Source organism: Salmonella sp. SSDFZ69 (assembly GCF_004010755.1).
Lineage (GTDB): Bacteria > Pseudomonadota > Gammaproteobacteria > Enterobacterales > Enterobacteriaceae > Salmonella > Salmonella enterica.
The window spans coordinates 4505442-4526972 of the sequence record NZ_CP034831.1; the positions used below are offsets into that span (position 1 = coordinate 4505442).

The window sequence follows — 21531 nt, forward strand, 5'->3', positions numbered from 1 at the left end:
TTTCATTTCGGCAGGGTTTTTATCCGTAAGAGTGTTAATTACTCTTCTTTCTGACCACGGTTCGCACGGCGGCGATCGTTTTCCGTCAGGTGACGTTTACGGATACGGATAGAGGTTGGGGTGACTTCTACCAGTTCGTCGTCATCAATGAACTCCAGCGCTTGCTCAAGGCTCATTTTAATTGGCGGAACCAGAATCACCGCTTCATCCGTACCGGACGCACGCATGTTGGTCAGTTTCTTACCGGTCAGGCAGTTTACCGTCAGGTCGTTGGAGCGACTGTGAATACCAATAATCTGGCCTTCGTAAACTTCCGCGCCGTGACCCAGGAACAGCTTACCGCGATCCTGCAAACCGAACAGCGCAAACGCCACCGCTTTACCCTGACCGTTGGAGATCAGTACGCCGTTCTGACGCTGGCCCACTTCACCCGGACGAATATCGTCGTAATGGCTGAAGGTGGAGTACAGCAGACCCGTACCGGAAGTCATGGTCATGAATTCTGAACGGAAACCAATCAGCCCACGGCTTGGGATCACGTAGTCGAGACGTACGCGGCCTTTACCGTCCGGATTCATGTTTTTCAGGTCGCCTTTACGCTCGCCCAGCGCCTGCATGACAGACCCCTGGTGCTGCTCTTCGACGTCCAGCGTCACGTTTTCGTACGGCTCTTGTTTACGACCGTCGATTTCACGGAAGATAACTTTCGGACGGGAAACCGCCAGTTCGAAACCTTCACGACGCATATTTTCAATCAGCACGGACAGGTGCAGTTCGCCACGACCGGATACACGGAACGCATCCGCATCTTCGGTTTCTTCAACGCGCAGCGCCACGTTATGCACCAGCTCTTTGTTCAGACGGTCAAGAATCTGACGAGAAGTCACAAACTTACCTTCTTTACCGCAGAACGGCGAGGTGTTAACGCAGAAGAACATAGACACGGTCGGCTCATCAACGGACAGCGCCGGCAGCGCTTCAACGTTCTGCGGGTCGCAGATGGTGTCGGAAATGTTCAGCTCGCCCAGACCGGTGATCGCAATGATATCGCCCGCTTCGGCGATATCGCTGTCGATACGCTCCAGACCCAGATGCGTCAGCACTTTACCTACTTTCGCGTTACGGGTTTTCCCTTCACTATCGATGATAGTGACCTGCTGGTTCGGCTTCACTTTGCCGCGTTTGATACGGCCGATGCCGATAACGCCAACGTAGTTGTTGTAGTCCAGCTGGGAGATCTGCATCTGCAACGGACCATCGAGGTCAACGTCCGGCGCCGGAACATGATCAATGATCGCCTGATACAGCGGGGTCATGTCTTCCGCCATATCTTCGTGGTCCAGACCCGCGATACCGTTCAGCGCCGAAGCGTAGATGATCGGGAAGTCCAGCTGTTCGTCGGTCGCGTCGAGGTTAACAAACAGGTCGAATACCTGGTCAACAACCCAGTCAGGGCGCGCGCCAGGACGGTCAACCTTGTTGATAACCACAATAGGTTTCAGGCCATGAGCAAAGGCTTTTTTGGTCACGAAGCGCGTTTGCGGCATCGGGCCGTCAAATGCGTCAACCACCAGCAGCACAGAGTCAACCATGGACATGACGCGCTCTACTTCACCACCGAAGTCAGCGTGCCCGGGAGTATCAACGATGTTGATACGGTAATCATTCCATTTAATAGCGGTGTTTTTAGCGAGGATAGTAATACCACGCTCTTTCTCCAAATCGTTGGAGTCCATCACTCGCTCTTGAGTTTCGGCACGCGCGTCGAACGTACCGGATTGCTGGAGCAGCTTATCAACCAGGGTAGTTTTACCATGGTCAACGTGCGCGATGATGGCGATGTTACGCAAATTTTCGATCACAACTTTGCCTCAGGCATTAGAAATAGCGCGTTATTGTACACGGATTAATCGCACTACAAAACAGGATCACAAACATCCTCCGCAAACAAGTATTGCAGAGTCTCTTTGTGATCGCTTTCACGGAGCGTTAAAAGGGTGGCTTGCGTTCTATTGCACCAATGTGGTGCTCAATGTTCACATTAAAGCACTATTTTGGTGCAACATAGTCACCGTGGTGCAGCCCTTTTGCACGATGGTACGCATGATAACGCCTTTTGGGGGCAATGTGAAAGTTGGCACAGATTTCGCTTTATATTTTTACGGCGACACGGCCAGCAGAATTGAAGATCTCGTTACCACGACGACCGACCATGACCAATCCGGGAGAGTACAAGTATGTCCGCTGAACACGTTTTGACGATGCTGAACGAGCACGAAGTGAAGTTTGTTGATCTGCGCTTCACCGATACCAAAGGCAAAGAACAGCACGTCACGATTCCTGCTCATCAGGTAAATGCCGAATTCTTTGAAGAAGGCAAAATGTTTGACGGCTCCTCTATCGGCGGCTGGAAAGGCATTAACGAATCCGACATGGTGCTGATGCCAGACGCATCCACCGCAGTGATTGACCCGTTCTTCGCGGACTCTACCCTGATTATCCGTTGCGACATCCTGGAGCCTGGCACTCTGCAAGGTTATGACCGTGACCCACGTTCCATCGCAAAACGTGCGGAAGACTACCTGCGCGCGACCGGTATCGCCGATACCGTCCTGTTTGGGCCGGAACCTGAATTCTTCCTGTTCGACGACATCCGCTTCGGCGCATCTATCTCCGGCTCACATGTGGCGATTGACGATATTGAAGGCGCCTGGAACTCCTCTACCAAATATGAAGGCGGCAACAAAGGCCATCGTCCGGGCGTGAAAGGCGGTTATTTCCCGGTTCCGCCAGTTGACTCCGCGCAGGATATCCGTTCTGAAATGTGTCTGGTCATGGAGCAGATGGGCCTGGTCGTTGAAGCGCACCACCACGAAGTAGCGACCGCAGGTCAGAACGAAGTGGCGACCCGCTTTAACACCATGACCAAAAAAGCCGACGAAATTCAGATTTACAAATATGTCGTGCATAACGTGGCTCACCGCTTCGGTAAGACCGCGACCTTTATGCCAAAACCGATGTTCGGCGATAACGGTTCCGGTATGCACTGCCACATGTCGCTGGCGAAGAACGGCACCAACCTGTTCTCTGGCGACAAATATGCCGGCCTGTCTGAACAAGCGCTGTACTACATCGGCGGCGTCATCAAACACGCCAAAGCTATCAACGCCCTGGCGAACCCGACCACCAACTCCTACAAGCGTCTGGTCCCGGGTTACGAAGCGCCGGTGATGTTGGCCTACTCCGCCCGTAACCGTTCCGCCTCCATCCGTATTCCGGTGGTGGCGTCTCCGAAAGCGCGCCGTATCGAAGTTCGCTTCCCGGACCCGGCGGCTAACCCGTATCTGTGCTTTGCCGCCCTGCTGATGGCCGGTCTGGACGGGATTAAGAATAAGATTCACCCGGGCGAAGCCATGGACAAAAACCTGTATGACCTGCCGCCGGAAGAAGCGAAAGAGATCCCACAGGTAGCGGGTTCTCTGGAAGAAGCGCTGAACGCGCTGGACCTGGACCGCGAGTTCCTGAAAGCAGGCGGCGTGTTCACTGATGAAGCGATCGATGCGTATATTGCGCTGCGTCGCGAAGAAGATGACCGCGTGCGCATGACCCCGCACCCGGTAGAGTTTGAGCTGTACTACAGCGTTTAATCGTATATTAAAAATCCGACAAATTTCGCGTTGCTGCAAGGCAGCAACTGAGCACATCCCCAGGAGCATAGATAGCGATGTGACTGGGGTAAGCGAAGGCAGCCAACGCAGCAGCAGCGTGAAAGGCGTCAGGAGTTTTTGAGTTGCCGTGGAAACTTTCAGCCCATCCCAGGATGGGCTTTTTTCTCCACCAACAATCTGATCTCACGCGCTTTTTAGTGGTAAAAAGCTATAATGCACTAAAATGGTGCAACCTTTTCCAGGAGACTGCTGAATGGCAAGCGGCATACAGCCCGATGCTGGGCAGATCCTCAATTCGTTAATCAACAGCGTGCTGGTGGTCGACGACGCGCTGGCAATCCATTACGCCAATCCTGCCGCGCAGCAGTTGCTCGCGCAAAGCTCACGCAAACTGTTCGGGACGCCGTTACCTGAACTGTTGAGCTATTTTTCGTTAAACATTGACCTGATGCGCGAAAGTTTGGCGGCAGGGCAAGGCTTTACCGATAACGAAGTGACGCTGGTGATTGATAGTCGCTCGCATATTCTCTCTTTGACCGCCCAACGTCTGCCCGACGATTTTATACTGCTCGAAATGGCGCCGATGGATAACCAGCGTCGTCTGAGTCAGGAGCAGTTGCAGCACGCGCAGCAAATCGCCGCCCGCGATCTGGTGCGCGGTCTGGCGCACGAAATCAAAAATCCGCTCGGCGGCCTGCGCGGCGCGGCGCAGCTACTCAGCAAGGCGCTGCCCGACCCGGCGCTAATGGAATATACCAAAGTCATCATTGAACAGGCCGACAGGCTACGCAACCTTGTCGATCGTTTGCTGGGGCCGCAGCACCCGGGAATGCACATTACCGAGAGCATACATAAAGTCGCGGAGCGCGTGGTGGCGCTGGTGTCGATGGAACTGCCGGATAATGTCCGGCTTATCCGCGATTACGACCCCAGTCTGCCAGAACTGCCGCACGATCCGGAACAAATTGAGCAAGTACTGCTGAATATTGTCCGCAATGCCTTGCAGGCGCTGGGGCCGGAAGGCGGCGAAATTACGCTGCGTACCCGTACCGCCTTCCAGTTAACGCTGCATGGCGAACGCTATCGCCTGGCGGCGCGTATAGACGTTGAAGACAATGGGCCGGGCATTCCTCCCCATTTACAGGATACGCTGTTCTACCCGATGGTCAGCGGTCGCGAAGGCGGCACCGGGCTTGGGTTATCTATCGCCCGCAATCTTATCGATCAACACGCCGGCAAAATTGAATTTACCAGTTGGCCGGGGCATACCGAGTTTTCGGTTTACCTGCCGATTCGGAAATAGAGGTGTTTATGCAACGAGGAATAGTCTGGGTCGTCGATGATGATAGTTCCATCCGTTGGGTGCTTGAACGTGCTCTCGCCGGGGCAGGGTTGACCTGTACCACCTTTGAGAATGGTAATGAAGTACTGGCTGCGCTGGCCAGTAAAACGCCGGACGTCTTGCTGTCGGATATCCGAATGCCGGGAATGGACGGGCTGGCGCTATTAAAGCAGATTAAACAGCGTCACCCGATGCTTCCGATCATCATTATGACCGCGCATTCCGATTTAGATGCCGCCGTGAGCGCCTATCAGCAGGGGGCGTTTGATTATCTGCCTAAACCGTTTGATATTGATGAAGCCGTCGCTCTGGTCGAGCGCGCGATTAGCCACTATCAGGAGCAGCAGCAGCCGCGTAATATCGAGGTTAACGGCCCGACAACAGACATGATAGGCGAAGCGCCCGCCATGCAGGATGTGTTTCGCATTATTGGTCGGCTGTCGCGTTCTTCGATTAGCGTGCTGATTAACGGCGAATCAGGAACCGGGAAAGAACTGGTCGCCCATGCGCTACATCGCCATAGCCCACGCGCCAAAGCGCCGTTTATCGCGCTCAATATGGCGGCCATCCCGAAAGATTTGATTGAATCCGAACTGTTTGGCCATGAGAAAGGCGCTTTTACCGGGGCGAATACCATCCGGCAGGGCCGTTTCGAGCAGGCTGACGGCGGCACGCTGTTTCTGGACGAAATTGGCGATATGCCGCTGGATGTCCAGACTCGTCTGTTACGCGTGCTGGCTGACGGACAGTTCTACCGCGTGGGCGGGTACGCGCCGGTAAAAGTGGATGTGCGCATTATCGCCGCCACCCACCAGAACCTCGAACGACGCGTTCAGGAAGGGAAATTCCGCGAAGACCTGTTCCACCGCCTGAACGTGATTCGTATCCATCTTCCGCCGTTGCGTGAACGCCGTGAGGATATTCCGCGCCTGGCGCGCCATTTTTTGCAGGTCGCCGCCCGTGAATTAGGTGTGGAAGCCAAATTATTACATCCGGAAACCGAAACGGCGTTAACGCGCCTGGCATGGCCTGGTAACGTGCGTCAGTTAGAAAATACCTGCCGCTGGCTCACCGTCATGGCCGCCGGACAGGAGGTATTGATCCAGGATTTACCGGGCGAACTGTTTGAAGCCTCGGCGCCGGATAGCCCGTCCCACCTGCCGCCGGATAGCTGGGCTACATTACTGGCGCAATGGGCGGACCGCGCCTTGCGATCCGGTCATCAAAACCTGCTTTCTGAAGCGCAGCCAGAACTGGAGAGAACGCTACTGACCACGGCATTACGCCATACGCAGGGTCATAAACAGGAAGCCGCCAGGCTGCTCGGTTGGGGGCGAAACACCCTAACGCGGAAGTTGAAAGAGCTGGGAATGGAGTAAACATTACCCGCGAGTGTAAAGATTAATAATTGAGCGCAAAACGCTGCTATTTTGCGCTTTACTGTTCCGATGAGTTCAGTATGATCATGCCCGGCAAACGGGGGGATTCATTATGTTAGAATCTATTATTAATCTGGTATCGAGTGGAGCGGTCGACAGCCACACGCCACAAACTGCGCTAGCCGCCGTGTTGTGTGCCGCGCTGGTGGGACTGTTCAGCTGACAATGTGCCGGATGGCGCTAATGCTTATCCGGCCTACAGGTTGTCGCAACGTGTAGGCCCGGTAAGCGCAGCGCCACCGGGCAACCCGGCTAAATGACGCGCGAGAACTGCTGCATCCGCGCTTTCTGGCGCAGATACGCGTCAAAGCACATGCAGATATTGCGGATCAGCAAACGACCTTTCGCCGTCACCTGAATTCCCTTCTCGCTAATATCCACCAGCCCATCTTTCGCCAGCGGCGACAGTAACTGCAAATCTTCGGCAAAATACTCAGCGAAATGCAAACCCCACTGCTGTTCGACAGCGTTAAAATCCAGGCGGAAGTTACAAATCAGCGCCTTGATAACATCGCGACGAATGCAATCATCACGGGTCAGCGTAATACCACGCCATAGCGCATTGCCCCGCTCATCCACTTGCTGGTAATAACGCTTCAGCTCTTTCTGGTTCTGCATGTAGCCATCGCCAATCATGCTGATAGCAGAAACCCCCATCCCCAGCAGATCGGTATCGCCCTGGGTCGTATAGCCCTGAAAATTACGGTGCAGCACGCCTTCGCGCTGCGCGACGGCCAGTTCGTCGTCCGGACGGGCAAAATGGTCCATCCCGATAAACTGATAACCGGCCTGAGTAAGCGATACGATGGTCTCCTGCAAAATATCCAGTTTCTGCTGCGCACTGGGTAAATCGGCATCTTTAATTTTACGCTGGGCGGCAAAAAGCGTTGGCAGATGCGCATAGTTAAAGACGCTCAAACGATCGGGGTTCAGCTCCGTCACACGCTTCAGCGTGAAAGCGAAGCTTTCCGGCGTCTGTTTCGGTAGACCGTAGATCAAGTCGATATTGGTCGAGGTAAAGCCGATATCGCGGGCGTGATTAAGCAACGCAAAGATGAATTCTTCATCCTGCTCGCGGTTAACCAGGCGCTGCACCTCTTTATTAAAGTCCTGCACGCCCATACTCAGGCGGTTAAAACCTTCCGCACGTAAATGATCGAGCACATCCAGCTCAATTTCACGGGGATCGACTTCGATCGAGATTTCCGCGTCGGTATTAAAGTGGAAATTTTCACGCAACAGCGTCATTAAGCGGCTGATTTGCGCTTTATTCAGGTAAGTAGGCGTACCGCCGCCCCAGTGAAGCTGGCTGACATGACGGTCTGCAAACAGCGGCGCGCGATGACGAATTTCCTGCTCAAGCGCGTCAAGATACTGGTCAGCTTTATGCTGTTGGCGGGTGACAATCTTGTTGCAGCCGCAGAAATAACACAACTTGTGACAAAACGGGATATGCACATACAGCGAGAGCGGACGTTCAGGATAACGCGCCACAGCCTGCAAGAATGCGGCGTCCTCGAAGTCTTCAGAAAACTCCAGCGCGGTTGGGTACGAGGTATATCGTGGCCCGGAATAGTTATATTTCTGGATCAGGGCCAGATCCCAGTCTATTTGCTGTTCAGACATGCTCACTCCTTCCGATGGCGTCTCTGGCGGGTACGGCGTACCGGCTTCACGCCATGACGGGCGGCAAGCCGGCTGCGCAGCCATTTCTGTCGCCGCGACAATCGCTGTAGTTTAACGAATAACCACACCAGATAACATATAACCGGAAGGGTTATAAGCAGGACGGGCAAGCCCACGGTGTAAACCCGTTAGTTGCCGCCTCTTAGCAGGCGCATCATATCTTCCTGCTTCTCGTCCTCTTCGTCGTCTTCTTCGTCGTCATCGTAAGACAGACCAAGCTTCTGCATCAGTTCATCAATACGATCCAGTTTGGCATCTACCCAGGCTTGATCTTCCGCACTCAGGGTTTCGCCCGCTTCCAGACGTTCTAACAGCGCATCCAGGCGCTCATCCGTTTCCAGTAAATCCAACTCCGCCTGCGGTGAAAGCATAGGTTTCTCACTTTTCGGTTTATGCTGTTGGGTCACTTTTTCAGTCACGCCCAATGGAACAGGTGTTTTACTGCCAATGCGTGGATCTTTTTGTTGATTCTGATTGCCGCCGCCCGAAGCGGAATTGCCGCCCGCCGCGCGACTTCCCGGCGCATGACCGCGATGTTTTTTCAGGCGTTTACGGTCGCGCGCCTCCTGGTTTAACTCTTCACGCGTTTTACGACGCTGTTTGCCAAAGGCTTTACTGCGCGGTGCAGAGGTTGGTTTTTTCATGATGTCAGATCTTTAAGCCGTTTTATTCAGTATAGAATTGAGGCGGAATCTAGCAGAAAGCAAGCAAAGAAAAAAGGCGACAGAGTAATCTGCCGCCTTTTTTCTTGACTCACGACCCTTAACGGGTTCCACCATCCCTGTTGGCTATCAACACGCCCTGTTTTTCCCTTAGCCTGGAACATTCCATGTTGTTTCCATTTCCTTTTACTAACGTCTCCGGACGTTTGTCTTCCTGACAATCCTGTGTCTTCGCCTCCTGGCGCTCCTGACCCTCATCCTGAGTCGTTGATCCTGTTAGCGTCCTCGCTATGTGCATTACTTTACTCTTTTGGGGTAAACTCACAAGATACCGACACGGCAAATCCCTTTTTTTCAGACAATTACCTTTCTATAAATTCATGATTTAACTATATTAACTGGCTTTGAGCCTGACAACGACTCTGTCATGTCGCATAAGTGCAATGGTCAATGTCTCACAAAGCGTATGGCTTTTACTTACAGCACCGCCGCGCCGAAAAATCCGTCTTTTGCTGGCGTTCAGGTATAATCGCCACAATGCTTTGACTGACGGAGACGACCGCTTTGACTAACCTGAATTATCAACAGACGCATTTTGTGATGAGTGCGCCTGATATTCGCCATTTACCTTCCGATTGCGGAATTGAAGTGGCTTTTGCTGGCCGTTCCAATGCAGGCAAATCCAGCGCCCTGAACACGTTGACCAACCAAAAAAGCCTGGCGCGCACCTCTAAAACGCCGGGCCGTACCCAACTGATTAACCTGTTTGAAGTCGTAGATGGCAAACGGTTGGTCGACCTGCCGGGCTATGGCTACGCGGAAGTCCCGGAAGAGATGAAACGCAAGTGGCAACGCGCGCTGGGGGAATATCTGGAGAAACGTCAAAGCCTACAGGGCTTAGTCGTTTTAATGGATATCCGCCATCCGTTGAAAGACCTCGACCAACAGATGATCCAGTGGGCTGTAGAGAGCAATATCCAGGTTCTGGTTCTGCTGACCAAAGCGGACAAACTGGCCAGCGGCGCGCGCAAGGCGCAGTTGAATATGGTACGTGAAGCCGTGTTGGCTTTTAATGGCGATGTGCAGGTAGAAGCGTTTTCCTCGCTGAAAAAGCAGGGCGTGGATAAGTTACGTCAGAAGCTGGATAGCTGGTTTAGTGAACTGGCACCGGTCGAAGAGATTCAGGACGGGGAATAATCACCCGCTATGCCGGATGGCGCCGCTGCGCGTCTTATCCGGCCTACGGTGTGAGCGAAACTTTTCTTGCGCACAATAAAAAACGCCCCAGTCATAAACTGACTGGGGCGGCTAAAATATTCAGCCAAATCCGATTACGTGAAGTAAAAGGTCTGAAAGATAGAACATCTTACCTCTGTACCCTACGTGAATAACTTTACTCTTTTTTGAGCAACACAGAAAGACCTTTTCGTAATTTTTTTTCATTCTTTACATAGGGAATTCTAATACCCATCACAAAACCCCCGTGCTTATGTTGCTTAATTACGAAAAAAGCGCGTTATTCCTTAAATGCTTAGTGCGCTTGATCCCAATTTTCCCCGCTACCGACTTCTACCAGCAACGGCACATCAATACGCGTGCAGTTTTCCATCAACTGATGGATACGTTTTGCTACCGCATCTAAGTCGTCTTTATGCACCTCGAACACTAATTCATCGTGTACCTGCATAATCATCCGCACGCGTGGCTGCTCGGCCTGTAGCCAGGCATCGACGGCAATCATGGCGCGCTTGATGATATCGGCAGCCGTTCCTTGCATGGGAGCATTGATCGCCGCGCGTTCCGCCCCCGCGCGCCGCGCCGCGTTGCTGGATTTAATATCCGGCAGGTAAAGGCGGCGTCCCTCCAGCGTTTCCACATAGCCTTGTTCTTTTGCCTGAGCGCGGGTGCGCTCCATATATTCCAGCACGCCAGGGTAGCGTTCGAAGTAGAGATCCATATACTTCTGCGCCTCTTTACGCGGAATATTAAGCTGGCGAGAAAGACCGAAGGCGCTCATCCCGTAAATCAGGCCAAAGTTAATGGCTTTCGCACTTCGGCGCTGTTCCCCGGTCACGCTATCCAGCGGCAAGCCAAAGACTTCCGCCGCCGTTGCACGGTGAATATCTTTCCCTTCGGCGAACGCCGTGAGCAGCCCTTTATCACGGGAAAGATGCGCCATAATACGCAGCTCAATCTGTGAATAGTCCGCAGACACGATGAGATAATCCTCAGGCGCAATAAATGCCTGACGAATGCGGCGGCCCTCTTCATTGCGCACCGGAATATTTTGCAGGTTCGGATCGGTGGACGATAAACGTCCCGTCGCCGTTACCGCCTGATGATAGGACGTATGGACGCGCCCGGTTTTCGGGTTAATCATCAGCGGCAGCTTATCGGTATAGGTGGATTTTAGCTTCGCCAGACCACGATACTCCAGAATCACTTTCGGCAGCGGATAGTCCAGCGCCAGCTCTTCCAGCACCTCTTCCGACGTTGACGGCGCGCCGCCAGGCGTTTTCTTCAACGGCTTAATACCCTGCTTTTCAAACAGGATGGTCTGCAACTGCTTCGTCGAGGACAGGTTGAACGCCTCGCCCGCAATGTCATGCGCTTTCTTTTCCAGTTCCGCCAGACGTAGTGTGATTTCTTCCGAATGTTTGTGCAGGACGGCAGGATCGATTTTTACGCCATTGCGCTCAACGCGTGACAGTACAGGCACCAACGGCATTTCGATGTTTTCGAAAACATTCAGCGGGCCTTTGTGCTGCTGGAGCTCAGGCCACATTTTGAGATGCAACTGTAACGTGACATCCGCATCTTCTGCCGCATAGCGCCCCGCTTCCTCCAGTGCGATCTGGTTAAAGGTGAGCTGGTTTTTACCTTTACCGGCAATGTCTTCAAAGGTGATAGTTTTGTGCTTCAGCCAACGATCGGACAAACTGTCCATATCATGGCGTCCGGCGACGCTGTTCAGAATGTAAGACTCAAGCATGGTATCGAAGGCGATACCGCGCAGCTCAATACCGTAATTTTGCAAGACGCCGCGATCGTACTTGAGGTTTTGCCCCACTTTGCGCACTTTTTCATCTTCCAGCAGCGGCTTCAGCAGTTCCAGAGCACGCTGGCGGGAGATTTGCTCCGGAGCGTCCAGATAATCATGCGCGACAGGTACATACGCGGCAACACCAGGTTCGATAGCAAACGAGAGGCCCACCAGGTTGGCGGCGATATTATCCAGACTGTCGGTCTCCGTGTCGAAAGCAAAAACTGGCGCTTTTTTCAGCTTTTCAATCCAGCTTTCCAGCGTAACGTCGTCCAGAATCGTGACATAATTTTCATAAGAGAGCGCCGCTGCCGGTTCGCTGGGCGATTCATCAATAACGACCGTTTCCTGCGGTTTGGCCGCCGGTTTCGCGCCCTTTGCCTGTAGCCACTTGCCTGACTCAACGTCCGCCGTCCAGCGCTTAAACTCATATTTTTTAAACAGGCCCAGCAGTTCATCCGCAATCGGCTGCTGCACTTCAAGCTGTTCGCAGGTCAGCTCCAGCTCAACATCCGTTTTAATGGTGGCGAGTTTATAAGACAGGTACGCTACGTCTTTATTCTGCGCTAATTTACCGGCCATCGTTTTGGCGCCGCGGAAAGTGAGACCGGCAATTTTTTCCGGCTCGGCGTACAGCGTATCCAGGCCGCCCAATCCCTGAAGCAAGGCTTGCGCCGTCTTCTCACCCACGCCTGGTACGCCTGGAATATTATCCGAGGAGTCCCCCATCAGCGCCAGAAAGTCGATAATCAGCTCAGGCGGCACACCGTACTTATTAACGACTTCATCCGGGCCGAGGATGGTGTTAGTCATGGTGTTGATCAGCGTAATATTCGGCGTCACCAACTGTGCCATATCTTTATCGCCGGTGCTGATTAATACCGGACGCCCCACCTTCTCCGCTTCTCGCGCCAGTGTACCGATAACGTCATCCGCTTCTACGCCAGAGACCGCCAGCAGAGGTAACCCCATGGCTTTAACCATGGCATGTAACGGCTCTATTTGCGCACGCAGATCATCCGGCATCGGAGGACGATGCGATTTGTAATGTTCAAAGAGCTCATCACGGAAGGTTTTTCCTTTGGCGTCAAACACCACCGCAGCATGCGTCGGCTGATACTGCATGATCAGGCTGCGCAACATGTTGAGGACACCATACATTGCGCCCGTAGGTTCTCCCGCGCTGTTGGTTAACGGCGGAAACGCATGATAGGCGCGATAGAGATAGGATGAGCCATCTACGAGAATAAGTGGGTTTTCTGGGATCTGAACCATAATGTCCGTGCCTGTTTAACAGATTATGGTTAAAGGATGCCACATACAGGAGGAAAACTTGAGTTTTTCGCCGCATTTGCGGAAAAGTTTTGTCGATCTTCAGGATCGCTCGCAAAACAACCTGTGGATAACTTTGTGTGTAAATTCTTACCATTACTTTAAAATCAGCGCGATAGCCTTCTCATCTTAATAATTAACCATTATTTTCAATGAGTTGTTAACATCACGTTTTTCTGATTATCTGATTCATGCCGTTATCATAATGTGGATAGTTGTTACGAGTGTTTCTATTTCACTCAGCGCCATCATTAGCATCGTTTTCTGATAGAATCAGCCTCTTGCGCCCTTTTCGCGCACCGTTTATGGCTAACTTTTGAATAATTTATTATGACGAGAATACTCGCGGCTATCACGCTCCCATTGAGTATCGTATTGACCATCCTGGTCACTATTGTTTGCTCAGTACCGATCATCGTTGCCGGTATGGTAAAGCTTCTTTTGCCTGTTCCCGGTATCTGGCGCAAGGTCTCCATTTTCTGCAATTTCATGATGTATTGCTGGTGTGCTGGTCTTGCAGCGCTGTTACGCCTTAATCCGCACTTGCAATGGGATGTAGAAGGGTTAGAAGGGCTGAGCAAGAAAAATTGGTATTTACTGATTTGTAATCATCGCAGCTGGGCCGATATCGTTGTGCTTTGCGTTCTGTTCCGCAAGCATATCCCAATGAATAAGTACTTTCTTAAACAGCAATTGGCCTGGGTACCGTTCATTGGCCTGGCGTGCTGGGCATTAGATATGCCGTTTATGAAGCGCTACTCCCGTAGCTACCTGCTCCGCCACCCCGATCGACGCGGCAAAGATGTTGAAACAACTCGTCGCTCTTGCGAAAAGTTTCGTCGGTATCCCACCACTATCGTTAACTTTGTTGAAGGCTCGCGATTTACGCATGAGAAACGTCAGCAAACGCATTCACCTTATCAACATCTGTTGCCGCCAAAAGCAGCCGGTATTGCAATGGCGATTAACGTTTTAGGCTCACAGTTCGATAAGCTGCTTAATATTACGTTGTGTTACCCAAACAACGATCGCCACCCTTTCTACGATATGCTAAGCGGTAGGCTGACGCGTATTGTTGTTCGGGTGCAACTGGAACCCATAAATGAAGAACTGCACGGCGATTACGTGAACGACAAAACATTCAAACGCCGTTTTCAACGTTGGCTTAATACTCTGTGGGATAAGAAAGATATACAGATAGAAGAGATTAAAACATCTTATAAAAACGCCGGTCAGTGACCGGCGTTCTTTTTATTTTTTATCAACCAAATATTTCACAGTATCAGCATACTGCTGAACAAAAACATCCATGCTGCTGGTATCCATGCCTTGTGGGTTAATCTGGTATTTGCCATTGACGAACATCGCCGGAACGCCCTGCAGTTGCAGGTCAGCCGCGGCTTTCTCCTGTTGCGCAACCAGTGATTTCACTACGAAGCTGTTCCATGCCGCATCGTAATCTTCGCCTTTGACGCCCGCATCAACGAACACTTTACGGATATCCGCGGCAGATTGTACTGTCTGGGTTTTCTGTACGGCTTCAAACAGCGGGACCGTGACTTTATCTTCTACACCCAACGCCATCGCCACCGCCCATGCCTGGGTGAGCTCCTTGCCCAACGGCCCCAGGAACTCAACGTGGTACTTGGTCATTTTGGTGCCTTCCGGCAGCTTTTTCTTCACATTGTCAGACACATGAAGCACTTCTTCAAACTGATAACAATGTGGGCAGTAGAAGGAGAAAAACTCCAGTACCTGGGGTTCGCCAGCGACCGGTTTATCCAGCGTGATATACTGTTTACCGTCGCTGATCTGTGCTGCCGAGGCGCTAAAAGCTAAAACCATACCAGCCAGCGCCAGCCAAATCTTTTTCATGATCAACTCTCTCCGATTAATACATTGGCGTTAATTGTAAAGGGGGTTCGTGCAAAATTTTAGTCTGCTCAATAAAAGTCGTTGTCTGTCGCTGCCAGTAATCTTCCCCTGTTAACCAGGGAAAGTTTTTCGGAAACGCAGGATCGCCCCAACGACGAATCAACCAGGCAAGATAATAAACTAAACGCATGGCGCGTAAAGGTTCAATGAGACCAATTTCAGCCGTATCGAACTCACTAACTTCTTCATAAGCTTCAATAATGGTTTCAAGCTGCATTCGCTGTTCGGCTTTGTCGCCGTTCAGCAGCATCCATAAATCCTGTATCGCCGGGCCGTTACGGGCATCATCTAAATCGACAAACAGCGGTCCATCACGCCATAGAATGTTGCCGGCATGACAATCGCCGTGCAATCGCAGCGTGGCGAAATCGGTGCGCCAGCATTCGGTAACTGCAGACAGTAGAGTATCAGTGGCTTTCAGGAAAGCCGCTTTTTGCCCGGAGGGAATCAGTGCGGCATCTTCGAATACCTGGCGAGGTTCAAAAAGATACTCTGCAAGCCCAATGTCAGGCCGGAAAGTGAAAGGACGTTTTCGCCCCGTCTGATGCAATCGACCAAGATAACGCCCTACCGCCTCCATCTGATCGATATTATCTGCTTCAAACTGACGACCGCCTACGCTGGGGAAAATGGCATAATGATAGCCCTGATGCGCTAACAGTGTCTGGCCATTAAACGCGAGCGGAGCAGCAACCGGAACCTCATCCTTCACCAGTTCAAGCGCGAATTGGTGTTCTTCCCGAATTTGATCAACAGACCAGCGTTCAGGACGATAAAACTTAACGACAAAACGTCGACGGTCTTCATCCTGAAACTGATAGACGCGGTTTTCATAACTGTTTAGTGGAGTCAGCCCGGAATCCACCCTGATCCCCTGTTCAAACAGCGCATCCATGATGGTTTCCGGGTGTAGCGTCTGGAAAGTAAAAGCGTTGTCGTTCATCCCATCATCCGGAAAATACTACGAATGATTCAGGATATCATTTCGTGGCGATTTCGGTGGCGCCGCTTACAAGGTTTTACTCTTTAATAACGCCGCGGGCGCGTAAAAGCGCCGTTTTAAAGTCCTCTTCATAGTCTTTTTGAATCCCTGGAATGGCGGCGTCTTTGGCGGAATCGCGCATTTTCAGATGGTAGATCAGGATATCATCAGTTAAATCTTCCAGTTTGCCGTCAAAACCTGACTCTTTCGCCAGTTTCTGCAAAAATTGCGTCAGATTAAGATCAGGCTCTTTCTGCCAGGCTGGCTGGAGGAGTTCAATGACTTCATTCAGGCGTTTACATTTCATAGCTGTGCTCCTTATTCTTGATACAGACACGGTAGCAGGGTCAATCCCACAATAAAAGAGGCGATATCGGTGAATCTGGATGAAGTAATAACCGGCGTGGTGCTGGCAGGCGGTAAAGCCAGGCGGATGGGAGGTGCGGATAAAGGTCTGCTTGAACTGGACGGGAAACCGCTCTGGCGGCACGTTGCCGATGCGCTCGCGCCACAACTTGCTACGGTCGTCATTAGTGCTAATCGCCATCTGGATATCTACCAGGCCAGCGGCCTGAAAGTCATTCCGGATTCAATCGCTGACTTTCCCGGTCCGCTGGCGGGTATGCTTTCCGTTTTTCAGCAGGTAGCAGGCGACTGGTTTCTGTTTTGCCCCTGTGACAATCCCTGTATCCCCCACAACCTGGTCGATCGTTTAGCAGCGCAGCGTCATGGCGCACCCGTGGTTTGGGTTCATGATGGAGAGCGCGATCATCCAACGATCGCGTTGATTAATCGTGTCGTTGAGCCCCAGTTGACAGCTTATTTGCAAGCAGGCGAGCGGCGGGTAATGGTTTTTATGCGCCAGGTAGGCGGACACGCCGTTGATTTCAGCGATTGTAAGGAGGCATTTGTGAACGTCAACACGCCGGAGGAACTCGCGCAATGGCAAAAGAGACCATGATACCGCTACTCGCCATTGCCGCATGGAGCGGCACGGGAAAAACAACACTGCTGAAAAAACTGATTCCAGCACTTTGTGCGCACGGTATTCGGCCAGGGCTGATTAAGCATACCCATCATGATATGGATGTTGATAAACCGGGTAAAGATAGCTACGAATTACGTAAGGCCGGGGCAGCACAAACGCTGGTTGCCAGTCAGCAGCGCTGGGCGTTAATGACTGAAACGCCGGGGCAAGAAGAGTTGGATCTGGCATGGCTGGTGAGCCGGATGGATGCATCAAAGCTAGATATGGTGCTGGTAGAAGGGTTTAAACACGAGGCAGTTGCGAAGATCTTACTTTTTCGTCAGGGATGTGGGCACAGCGAGGAAGAATTAATTCTTGATGAGCATGTTATTGCGGTTGCCAGTGATATTCCACTTGCCGTAGCGGTACCCGTTTTGGATCTTAATGATGTATCGCAGATTTCTGTCTTCATTTTGCGGTGGTTAGAGAAAGCACGTTCCTTGTAGGCCGGATAAGGCGGAGCCGCCATCCGGCGCTGCAGGTTGCCTGATGGCGCTGCGCTTATCAGGCCTACATTTTTACAGTTACCACACACGCAAAGAAGCCCGTCCGTCAGAACGGGCTTCTTCACTTGTCTGATGCCTGGCAGTTTATGGCGGGCGTCCTGCCCGCCACCCTACGGGCCGTTGCTGCGCAACGAGTGCTCACCGACAGACTACAGATAAAACAAAAGGCCCTGTCTTCCGACAGGGCCCTTCGTTTTATTTGATGCCTGGCAGTTCCCTACTCTCGCATGGGGAGACCCCACACTACCATCGGCGCTACGGCGTTTCACTTCTGAGTTCGGCATGGGGTCAGGTGGGACCACCGCGCTACTGCCGCCAGGCAAATTCTTTGTGCTCTGTACGCAATTCTTTATCGCATCAGCGGCGTTGCCTGCGCTCGTAAAGTCAGTCACATACTTCTGTATGCTCCTTCCTTTCCTTCGCTTGCCGCCTTGCTGCTGCGCAAATTATTGCGTACTCAACTCTGAATCAGTGCTGAAAATCGTCTCTCAGTCCGCCAAAACATCTTCGGCGTTGTAAGGTTAAGCCTCACGGTTCATTAGTACCGGTTAGCTCAACGCATCGCTGCGCTTACACACCCGGCCTATCAACGTCGTCGTCTTCAACGTTCCTTCAGGAGACTCTAAGTCTCAGGGAGAACTCATCTCGGGGCAAGTTTCGTGCTTAGATGCTTTCAGCACTTATCTCTTCCGCATTTAGCTACCGGGCAGTGCCATTGGCATGACAACCCGAACACCAGTGATGCGTCCACTCCGGTCCTCTCGTACTAGGAGCAGCCCCCCTCAGTTCTCCAGCGCCCACGGCAGATAGGGACCGAACTGTCTCACGACGTTCTAAACCCAGCTCGCGTACCACTTTAAATGGCGAACAGCCATACCCTTGGGACCTACTTCAGCCCCAGGATGTGATGAGCCGACATCGAGGTGCCAAACACCGCCGTCGATATGAACTCTTGGGCGGTATCAGCCTGTTATCCCCGGAGTACCTTTTATCCGTTGAGCGATGGCCCTTCCATTCAGAACCACCGGATCACTATGACCTGCTTTCGCACCTGCTCGCGCCGTCACGCTCGCAGTCAAGCTGGCTTATGCCATTGCACTAACCTCCTGATGTCCGACCAGGATTAGCCAACCTTCGTGCTCCTCCGTTACTCTTTAGGAGGAGACCGCCCCAGTCAAACTACCCACCAGACACTGTCCGCAACCCGGATCACGGGTCCACGTTAGAACATCAAACATTAAAGGGTGGTATTTCAAGGTCGGCTCCATGCAGACTGGCGTCCACACTTCAAAGCCTCCCACCTATCCTACACATCAAGGCTCAATGTTCAGTGTCAAGCTATAGTAAAGGTTCACGGGGTCTTTCCGTCTTGCCGCGGGTACACTGCATCTTCACAGCGAGTTCAATTTCACTGAGTCTCGGGTGGAGACAGCCTGGCCATCATTACGCCATTCGTGCAGGTCGGAACTTACCCGACAAGGAATTTCGCTACCTTAGGACCGTTATAGTTACGGCCGCCGTTTACCGGGGCTTCGATCAGGAGCTTCGCTTGCGCTGACCCCATCAATTAACCTTCCGGCACCGGGCAGGCGTCACACCGTATACGTCCACTTTCGTGTTTGCACAGTGCTGTGTTTTTAATAAACAGTTGCAGCCAGCTGGTATCTTCGACTGACTTCAGCTCCATGAGTAAATCACTTCACCTACGTGTCAGCGTGCCTTCTCCCGAAGTTACGGCACCATTTTGCCTAGTTCCTTCACCCGAGTTCTCTCAAGCGCCTTGGTATTCTCTACCTGACCACCTGTGTCGGTTTGGGGTACGATTTGATGTTACCTGATGCTTAGAGGCTTTTCCTGGAAGCAGGGCATTTGTTGCTTCAGCACCGTAGTGCCTCGTCATCACGCCTCAGTGTTAAAGTGAACCGGATTTACCTGGAACACACACCTACACGCTTAAACCGGGACAACCGTCGCCCGGCCAACATAGCCTTCTCCGTCCCCCCTTCGCAGTAACACCAAGTACGGGAATATTAACCCGTTTCCCATCGACTACGCCTTTCGGCCTCGCCTTAGGGGTCGACTCACCCTGCCCCGATTAACGTTGGACAGGAACCCTTGGTCTTCCGGCGAGCGGGCTTTTCACCCGCTTTATCGTTACTTATGTCAGCATTCGCACTTCTGATACCTCCAGCAACCCTCACAGGCCACCTTCGCAGGCTTACAGAACGCTCCCCTACCCAACAACGCATCAGCGTCGCTGCCGCAGCTTCGGTGCATGGTTTAGCCCCGTTACATCTTCCGCGCAGGCCGACTCGACCAGTGAGCTATTACGCTTTCTTTAAATGATGGCTGCTTCTAAGCCAACATCCTGGCTGTCTGGGCCTTCCCACATCGTTTCCCACTTAACCATGACTTTGGGACCTTAGCTGGCGGTCTGGGTTGTTTCCCTCTTCACGACGGACGTTAGCACCCGCCGTGTGTCTCCCGTGATAACATTCTCCGGTATTCGCAGTTTGCATCGGGTTGGTAAGCCGGGATGGCCCCCTAGCCGAAACAGTGCTCTACCCCCGGAGATGAATTCACGAGGCGCTACCTAAATAGCTTTCGGGGAGAACCAGCTATCTCCCGGTTTGATTGGCCTTTCACCCCCAGCCACAGGTCATCCGCTAATTTTTCAACATTAGTCGGTTCGGTCCTCCAGTTAGTGTTACCCAACCTTCAACCTGCCCATGGCTAGATCACCGGGTTTCGGGTCTATACCCTGCAACTTAACGCCCAATTAAGACTCGGTTTCCCTCCGGCTCCCCTATTCGGTTAACCTTGCTACAGAATATAAGTCGCTGACCCATTATACAAAAGGTACGCAGTCACACAGGTAAACCTGTGCTCCCACTGCTTGTACGTACACGGTTTCAGGTTCTTTTTCACTCCCCTCGCCGGGGTTCTTTTCGCCTTTCCCTCACGGTACTGGTTCACTATCGGTCAGTCAGGAGTATTTAGCCTTGGAGGATGGTCCCCCCATATTCAGACAGGATACCACGTGTCCCGCCCTACTCATCGAGCTCACAGCACATGCGCTTTTGTGTACGGGGCTGTCACCCTGTATCGCGCGCCTTTCCAGACGCTTCCACTAACACACATGCTGATTCAGGCTCTGGGCTCCTCCCCGTTCGCTCGCCGCTACTGGGGGAATCTCGGTTGATTTCTTTTCCTCGGGGTACTTAGATGTTTCAGTTCCCCCGGTTCGCCTCATTAACCTATGGATTCAGTTAATGATAGTGTGACGAATCACACTGGGTTTCCCCATTCGGGTATCGCCGGTTATAACGGTTCATATCACCTTACCGGCGCTTATCGCAGATTAGCACGCCCTTCATCGCCTCTGACTGCCAGGGCATCCACCGTGTACGCTTAGTCGCTTAACCTCACAACCCGAAGATGTTTCTTACGATTCATCATCGTGTTGCGAAAATTTGAGAGACTCACGAACAACTTTCGTTGTTCTGTGTTTCAATTTTCAGCTTGATCCAGATTTTTAAAGAGCAAAACTTCGCAGTGAACCCTTTCAGGTACACTCTGAAGTATTTTTTCGTAAACACTCACGAGATGGTGGAGCTATGCGGGATCGAACCGCAGACCTCCTGCGTGCAAAGCAGGCGCTCTCCCAGCTGAGCTATAGCCCCATCGTGTAGTCAGAACCTCTTTACCGATAATTTTTCCTGAGACAAGGCGTGGAATAACGAAGCATACATCAGTATGTGAGTTATTTCACAACGCAGTATTCAGGGAAAATTTGGTAGGCCTGAGTGGACTTGAACCACCGACCTCACCCTTATCAGGGGTGCGCTCTAACCACCTGAGCTACAAGCCTGTAGAGGTTTTACTGCTCGTTTTTCATCAGACAATCTG

16 protein-coding genes, 2 tRNA genes and 2 rRNA genes are annotated in these 21531 nt (G+C 52.2%); 8 read left to right on the forward strand and 12 right to left on the reverse strand.

The window, feature by feature from the left end; genetic code table 11:
- Positions 1 to 38: 38 nt before the first annotated feature.
- Positions 39 to 1862, reverse strand: a complete 1824-nt coding sequence (typA, locus tag EOS98_RS22280) for a ribosome-dependent GTPase TypA (protein WP_000572060.1) — start codon at positions 1860 to 1862, stop codon at positions 39 to 41.
- 375 nt (positions 1863 to 2237) lie between these two features.
- Between typA and glnA the strand changes: the two genes are divergently transcribed.
- From glnA to EOS98_RS22305, 4 genes are all read left to right on the forward strand, one after another.
- Complete coding sequence (glnA, locus tag EOS98_RS22285; RefSeq protein WP_001271699.1) at positions 2238 to 3647, forward strand: glutamate--ammonia ligase; 1410 nt, start codon at positions 2238 to 2240, stop codon at positions 3645 to 3647.
- Positions 3648 to 3921: 274 nt separating this feature from the next.
- Positions 3922 to 4971: a nitrogen regulation protein NR(II) gene (gene glnL / locus EOS98_RS22295; protein WP_000146190.1), complete on the forward strand. Its 1050-nt coding sequence runs from the start codon at positions 3922 to 3924 to the stop codon at positions 4969 to 4971.
- Positions 4972 to 4979: 8 nt separating this feature from the next.
- Positions 4980 to 6389 carry a nitrogen regulation protein NR(I) gene (glnG, locus tag EOS98_RS22300; protein ID WP_126524399.1) on the forward strand — a complete coding sequence of 470 codons (1410 nt, stop codon included), beginning with the start codon at positions 4980 to 4982 and terminating at the stop codon, positions 6387 to 6389.
- A 112-nt stretch (positions 6390 to 6501) separates the two neighbouring features.
- The gene (locus EOS98_RS22305) at positions 6502 to 6612 is read left to right on the forward strand and encodes a YshB family small membrane protein (RefSeq protein ID WP_001578131.1); all 111 of its coding nucleotides are present in this window, start codon (positions 6502 to 6504) and stop codon (positions 6610 to 6612) included.
- A gap of 89 nt (positions 6613 to 6701) precedes the next feature.
- On the opposite strand, the gene hemN is transcribed toward EOS98_RS22305, so the two are convergent.
- The 3 genes from hemN to EOS98_RS22320 form a co-directional block, all read right to left on the reverse strand.
- The gene (gene hemN / locus EOS98_RS22310) at positions 6702 to 8075 is read right to left on the reverse strand and encodes an oxygen-independent coproporphyrinogen III oxidase (protein ID WP_000003520.1); all 1374 of its coding nucleotides are present in this window, start codon (positions 8073 to 8075) and stop codon (positions 6702 to 6704) included.
- 188 nt (positions 8076 to 8263) lie between these two features.
- A complete protein-coding gene (gene yihI / locus EOS98_RS22315) occupies positions 8264 to 8779 on the reverse strand; it encodes a Der GTPase-activating protein YihI (protein WP_000743292.1) in 516 nt (171 codons plus the stop codon).
- Between the two features lie 118 nt (positions 8780 to 8897).
- Positions 8898 to 9122 (reverse strand): hypothetical protein, encoded by a 225-nt coding sequence (locus EOS98_RS22320; protein WP_001541209.1) that lies wholly within the window; start codon positions 9120 to 9122, stop codon positions 8898 to 8900.
- 239 nt (positions 9123 to 9361) lie between these two features.
- On the opposite strand from EOS98_RS22320, the gene yihA reads away from it, so the two are divergent.
- Positions 9362 to 9994, forward strand: a complete 633-nt coding sequence (gene yihA, locus EOS98_RS22325) for a ribosome biogenesis GTP-binding protein YihA/YsxC (RefSeq protein ID WP_000183327.1) — start codon at positions 9362 to 9364, stop codon at positions 9992 to 9994.
- Between the two features lie 334 nt (positions 9995 to 10328).
- Here yihA and polA read toward each other — a convergent pair whose 3' ends face one another.
- A complete protein-coding gene (gene polA / locus EOS98_RS22330) occupies positions 10329 to 13115 on the reverse strand; it encodes a DNA polymerase I (RefSeq protein ID WP_127821209.1) in 2787 nt (928 codons plus the stop codon).
- A 387-nt stretch (positions 13116 to 13502) separates the two neighbouring features.
- Here polA and EOS98_RS22340 point away from each other — a divergent pair, with 387 nt between their 5' ends.
- The gene (locus EOS98_RS22340) at positions 13503 to 14411 is read left to right on the forward strand and encodes an acyltransferase (RefSeq protein WP_000196902.1); all 909 of its coding nucleotides are present in this window, start codon (positions 13503 to 13505) and stop codon (positions 14409 to 14411) included.
- Positions 14412 to 14423: 12 nt separating this feature from the next.
- Here EOS98_RS22340 and dsbA read toward each other — a convergent pair whose 3' ends face one another.
- The 3 genes from dsbA to EOS98_RS22355 form a co-directional block, all read right to left on the reverse strand.
- A complete protein-coding gene (gene dsbA, locus EOS98_RS22345) occupies positions 14424 to 15047 on the reverse strand; it encodes a thiol:disulfide interchange protein DsbA (RefSeq protein WP_000725364.1) in 624 nt (207 codons plus the stop codon).
- A 16-nt stretch (positions 15048 to 15063) separates the two neighbouring features.
- On the reverse strand, positions 15064 to 16050 hold the full coding sequence (locus tag EOS98_RS22350; protein ID WP_000999264.1) for a serine/threonine protein kinase: 987 nt from the start codon (positions 16048 to 16050) through the stop codon (positions 15064 to 15066).
- 76 nt (positions 16051 to 16126) lie between these two features.
- A complete protein-coding gene (locus tag EOS98_RS22355) occupies positions 16127 to 16396 on the reverse strand; it encodes a YihD family protein (protein WP_000649858.1) in 270 nt (89 codons plus the stop codon).
- 69 nt (positions 16397 to 16465) lie between these two features.
- Between EOS98_RS22355 and mobA the strand changes: the two genes are divergently transcribed.
- Together mobA and mobB are read left to right on the forward strand one after the other, a co-directional pair.
- Positions 16466 to 17050 (forward strand): molybdenum cofactor guanylyltransferase MobA, encoded by a 585-nt coding sequence (gene mobA, locus EOS98_RS22360; protein ID WP_126524400.1) that lies wholly within the window; start codon positions 16466 to 16468, stop codon positions 17048 to 17050.
- Positions 17047 to 17562 carry a molybdopterin-guanine dinucleotide biosynthesis protein MobB gene (gene mobB, locus EOS98_RS22365; RefSeq protein WP_072102867.1) on the forward strand — a complete coding sequence of 172 codons (516 nt, stop codon included), beginning with the start codon at positions 17047 to 17049 and terminating at the stop codon, positions 17560 to 17562. The genes mobA and mobB overlap by 4 nt, the downstream gene beginning before the upstream one ends.
- Positions 17563 to 17826: 264 nt before the next feature.
- On the opposite strand, the gene rrf is transcribed toward mobB, so the two are convergent.
- The 4 genes from rrf to EOS98_RS22385 form a co-directional block, all read right to left on the reverse strand.
- Positions 17827 to 17942, reverse strand: a 5S ribosomal RNA gene (gene rrf / locus EOS98_RS22370).
- Positions 17943 to 18139: 197 nt separating this feature from the next.
- A 23S ribosomal RNA gene (locus tag EOS98_RS22375) occupies positions 18140 to 21047 on the reverse strand.
- 182 nt (positions 21048 to 21229) lie between these two features.
- A tRNA-Ala gene (locus tag EOS98_RS22380) sits at positions 21230 to 21305 on the reverse strand.
- A 111-nt stretch (positions 21306 to 21416) separates the two neighbouring features.
- A tRNA-Ile gene (locus EOS98_RS22385) sits at positions 21417 to 21493 on the reverse strand.
- Between the last annotated feature and the right edge of the window lie 38 nt (positions 21494 to 21531).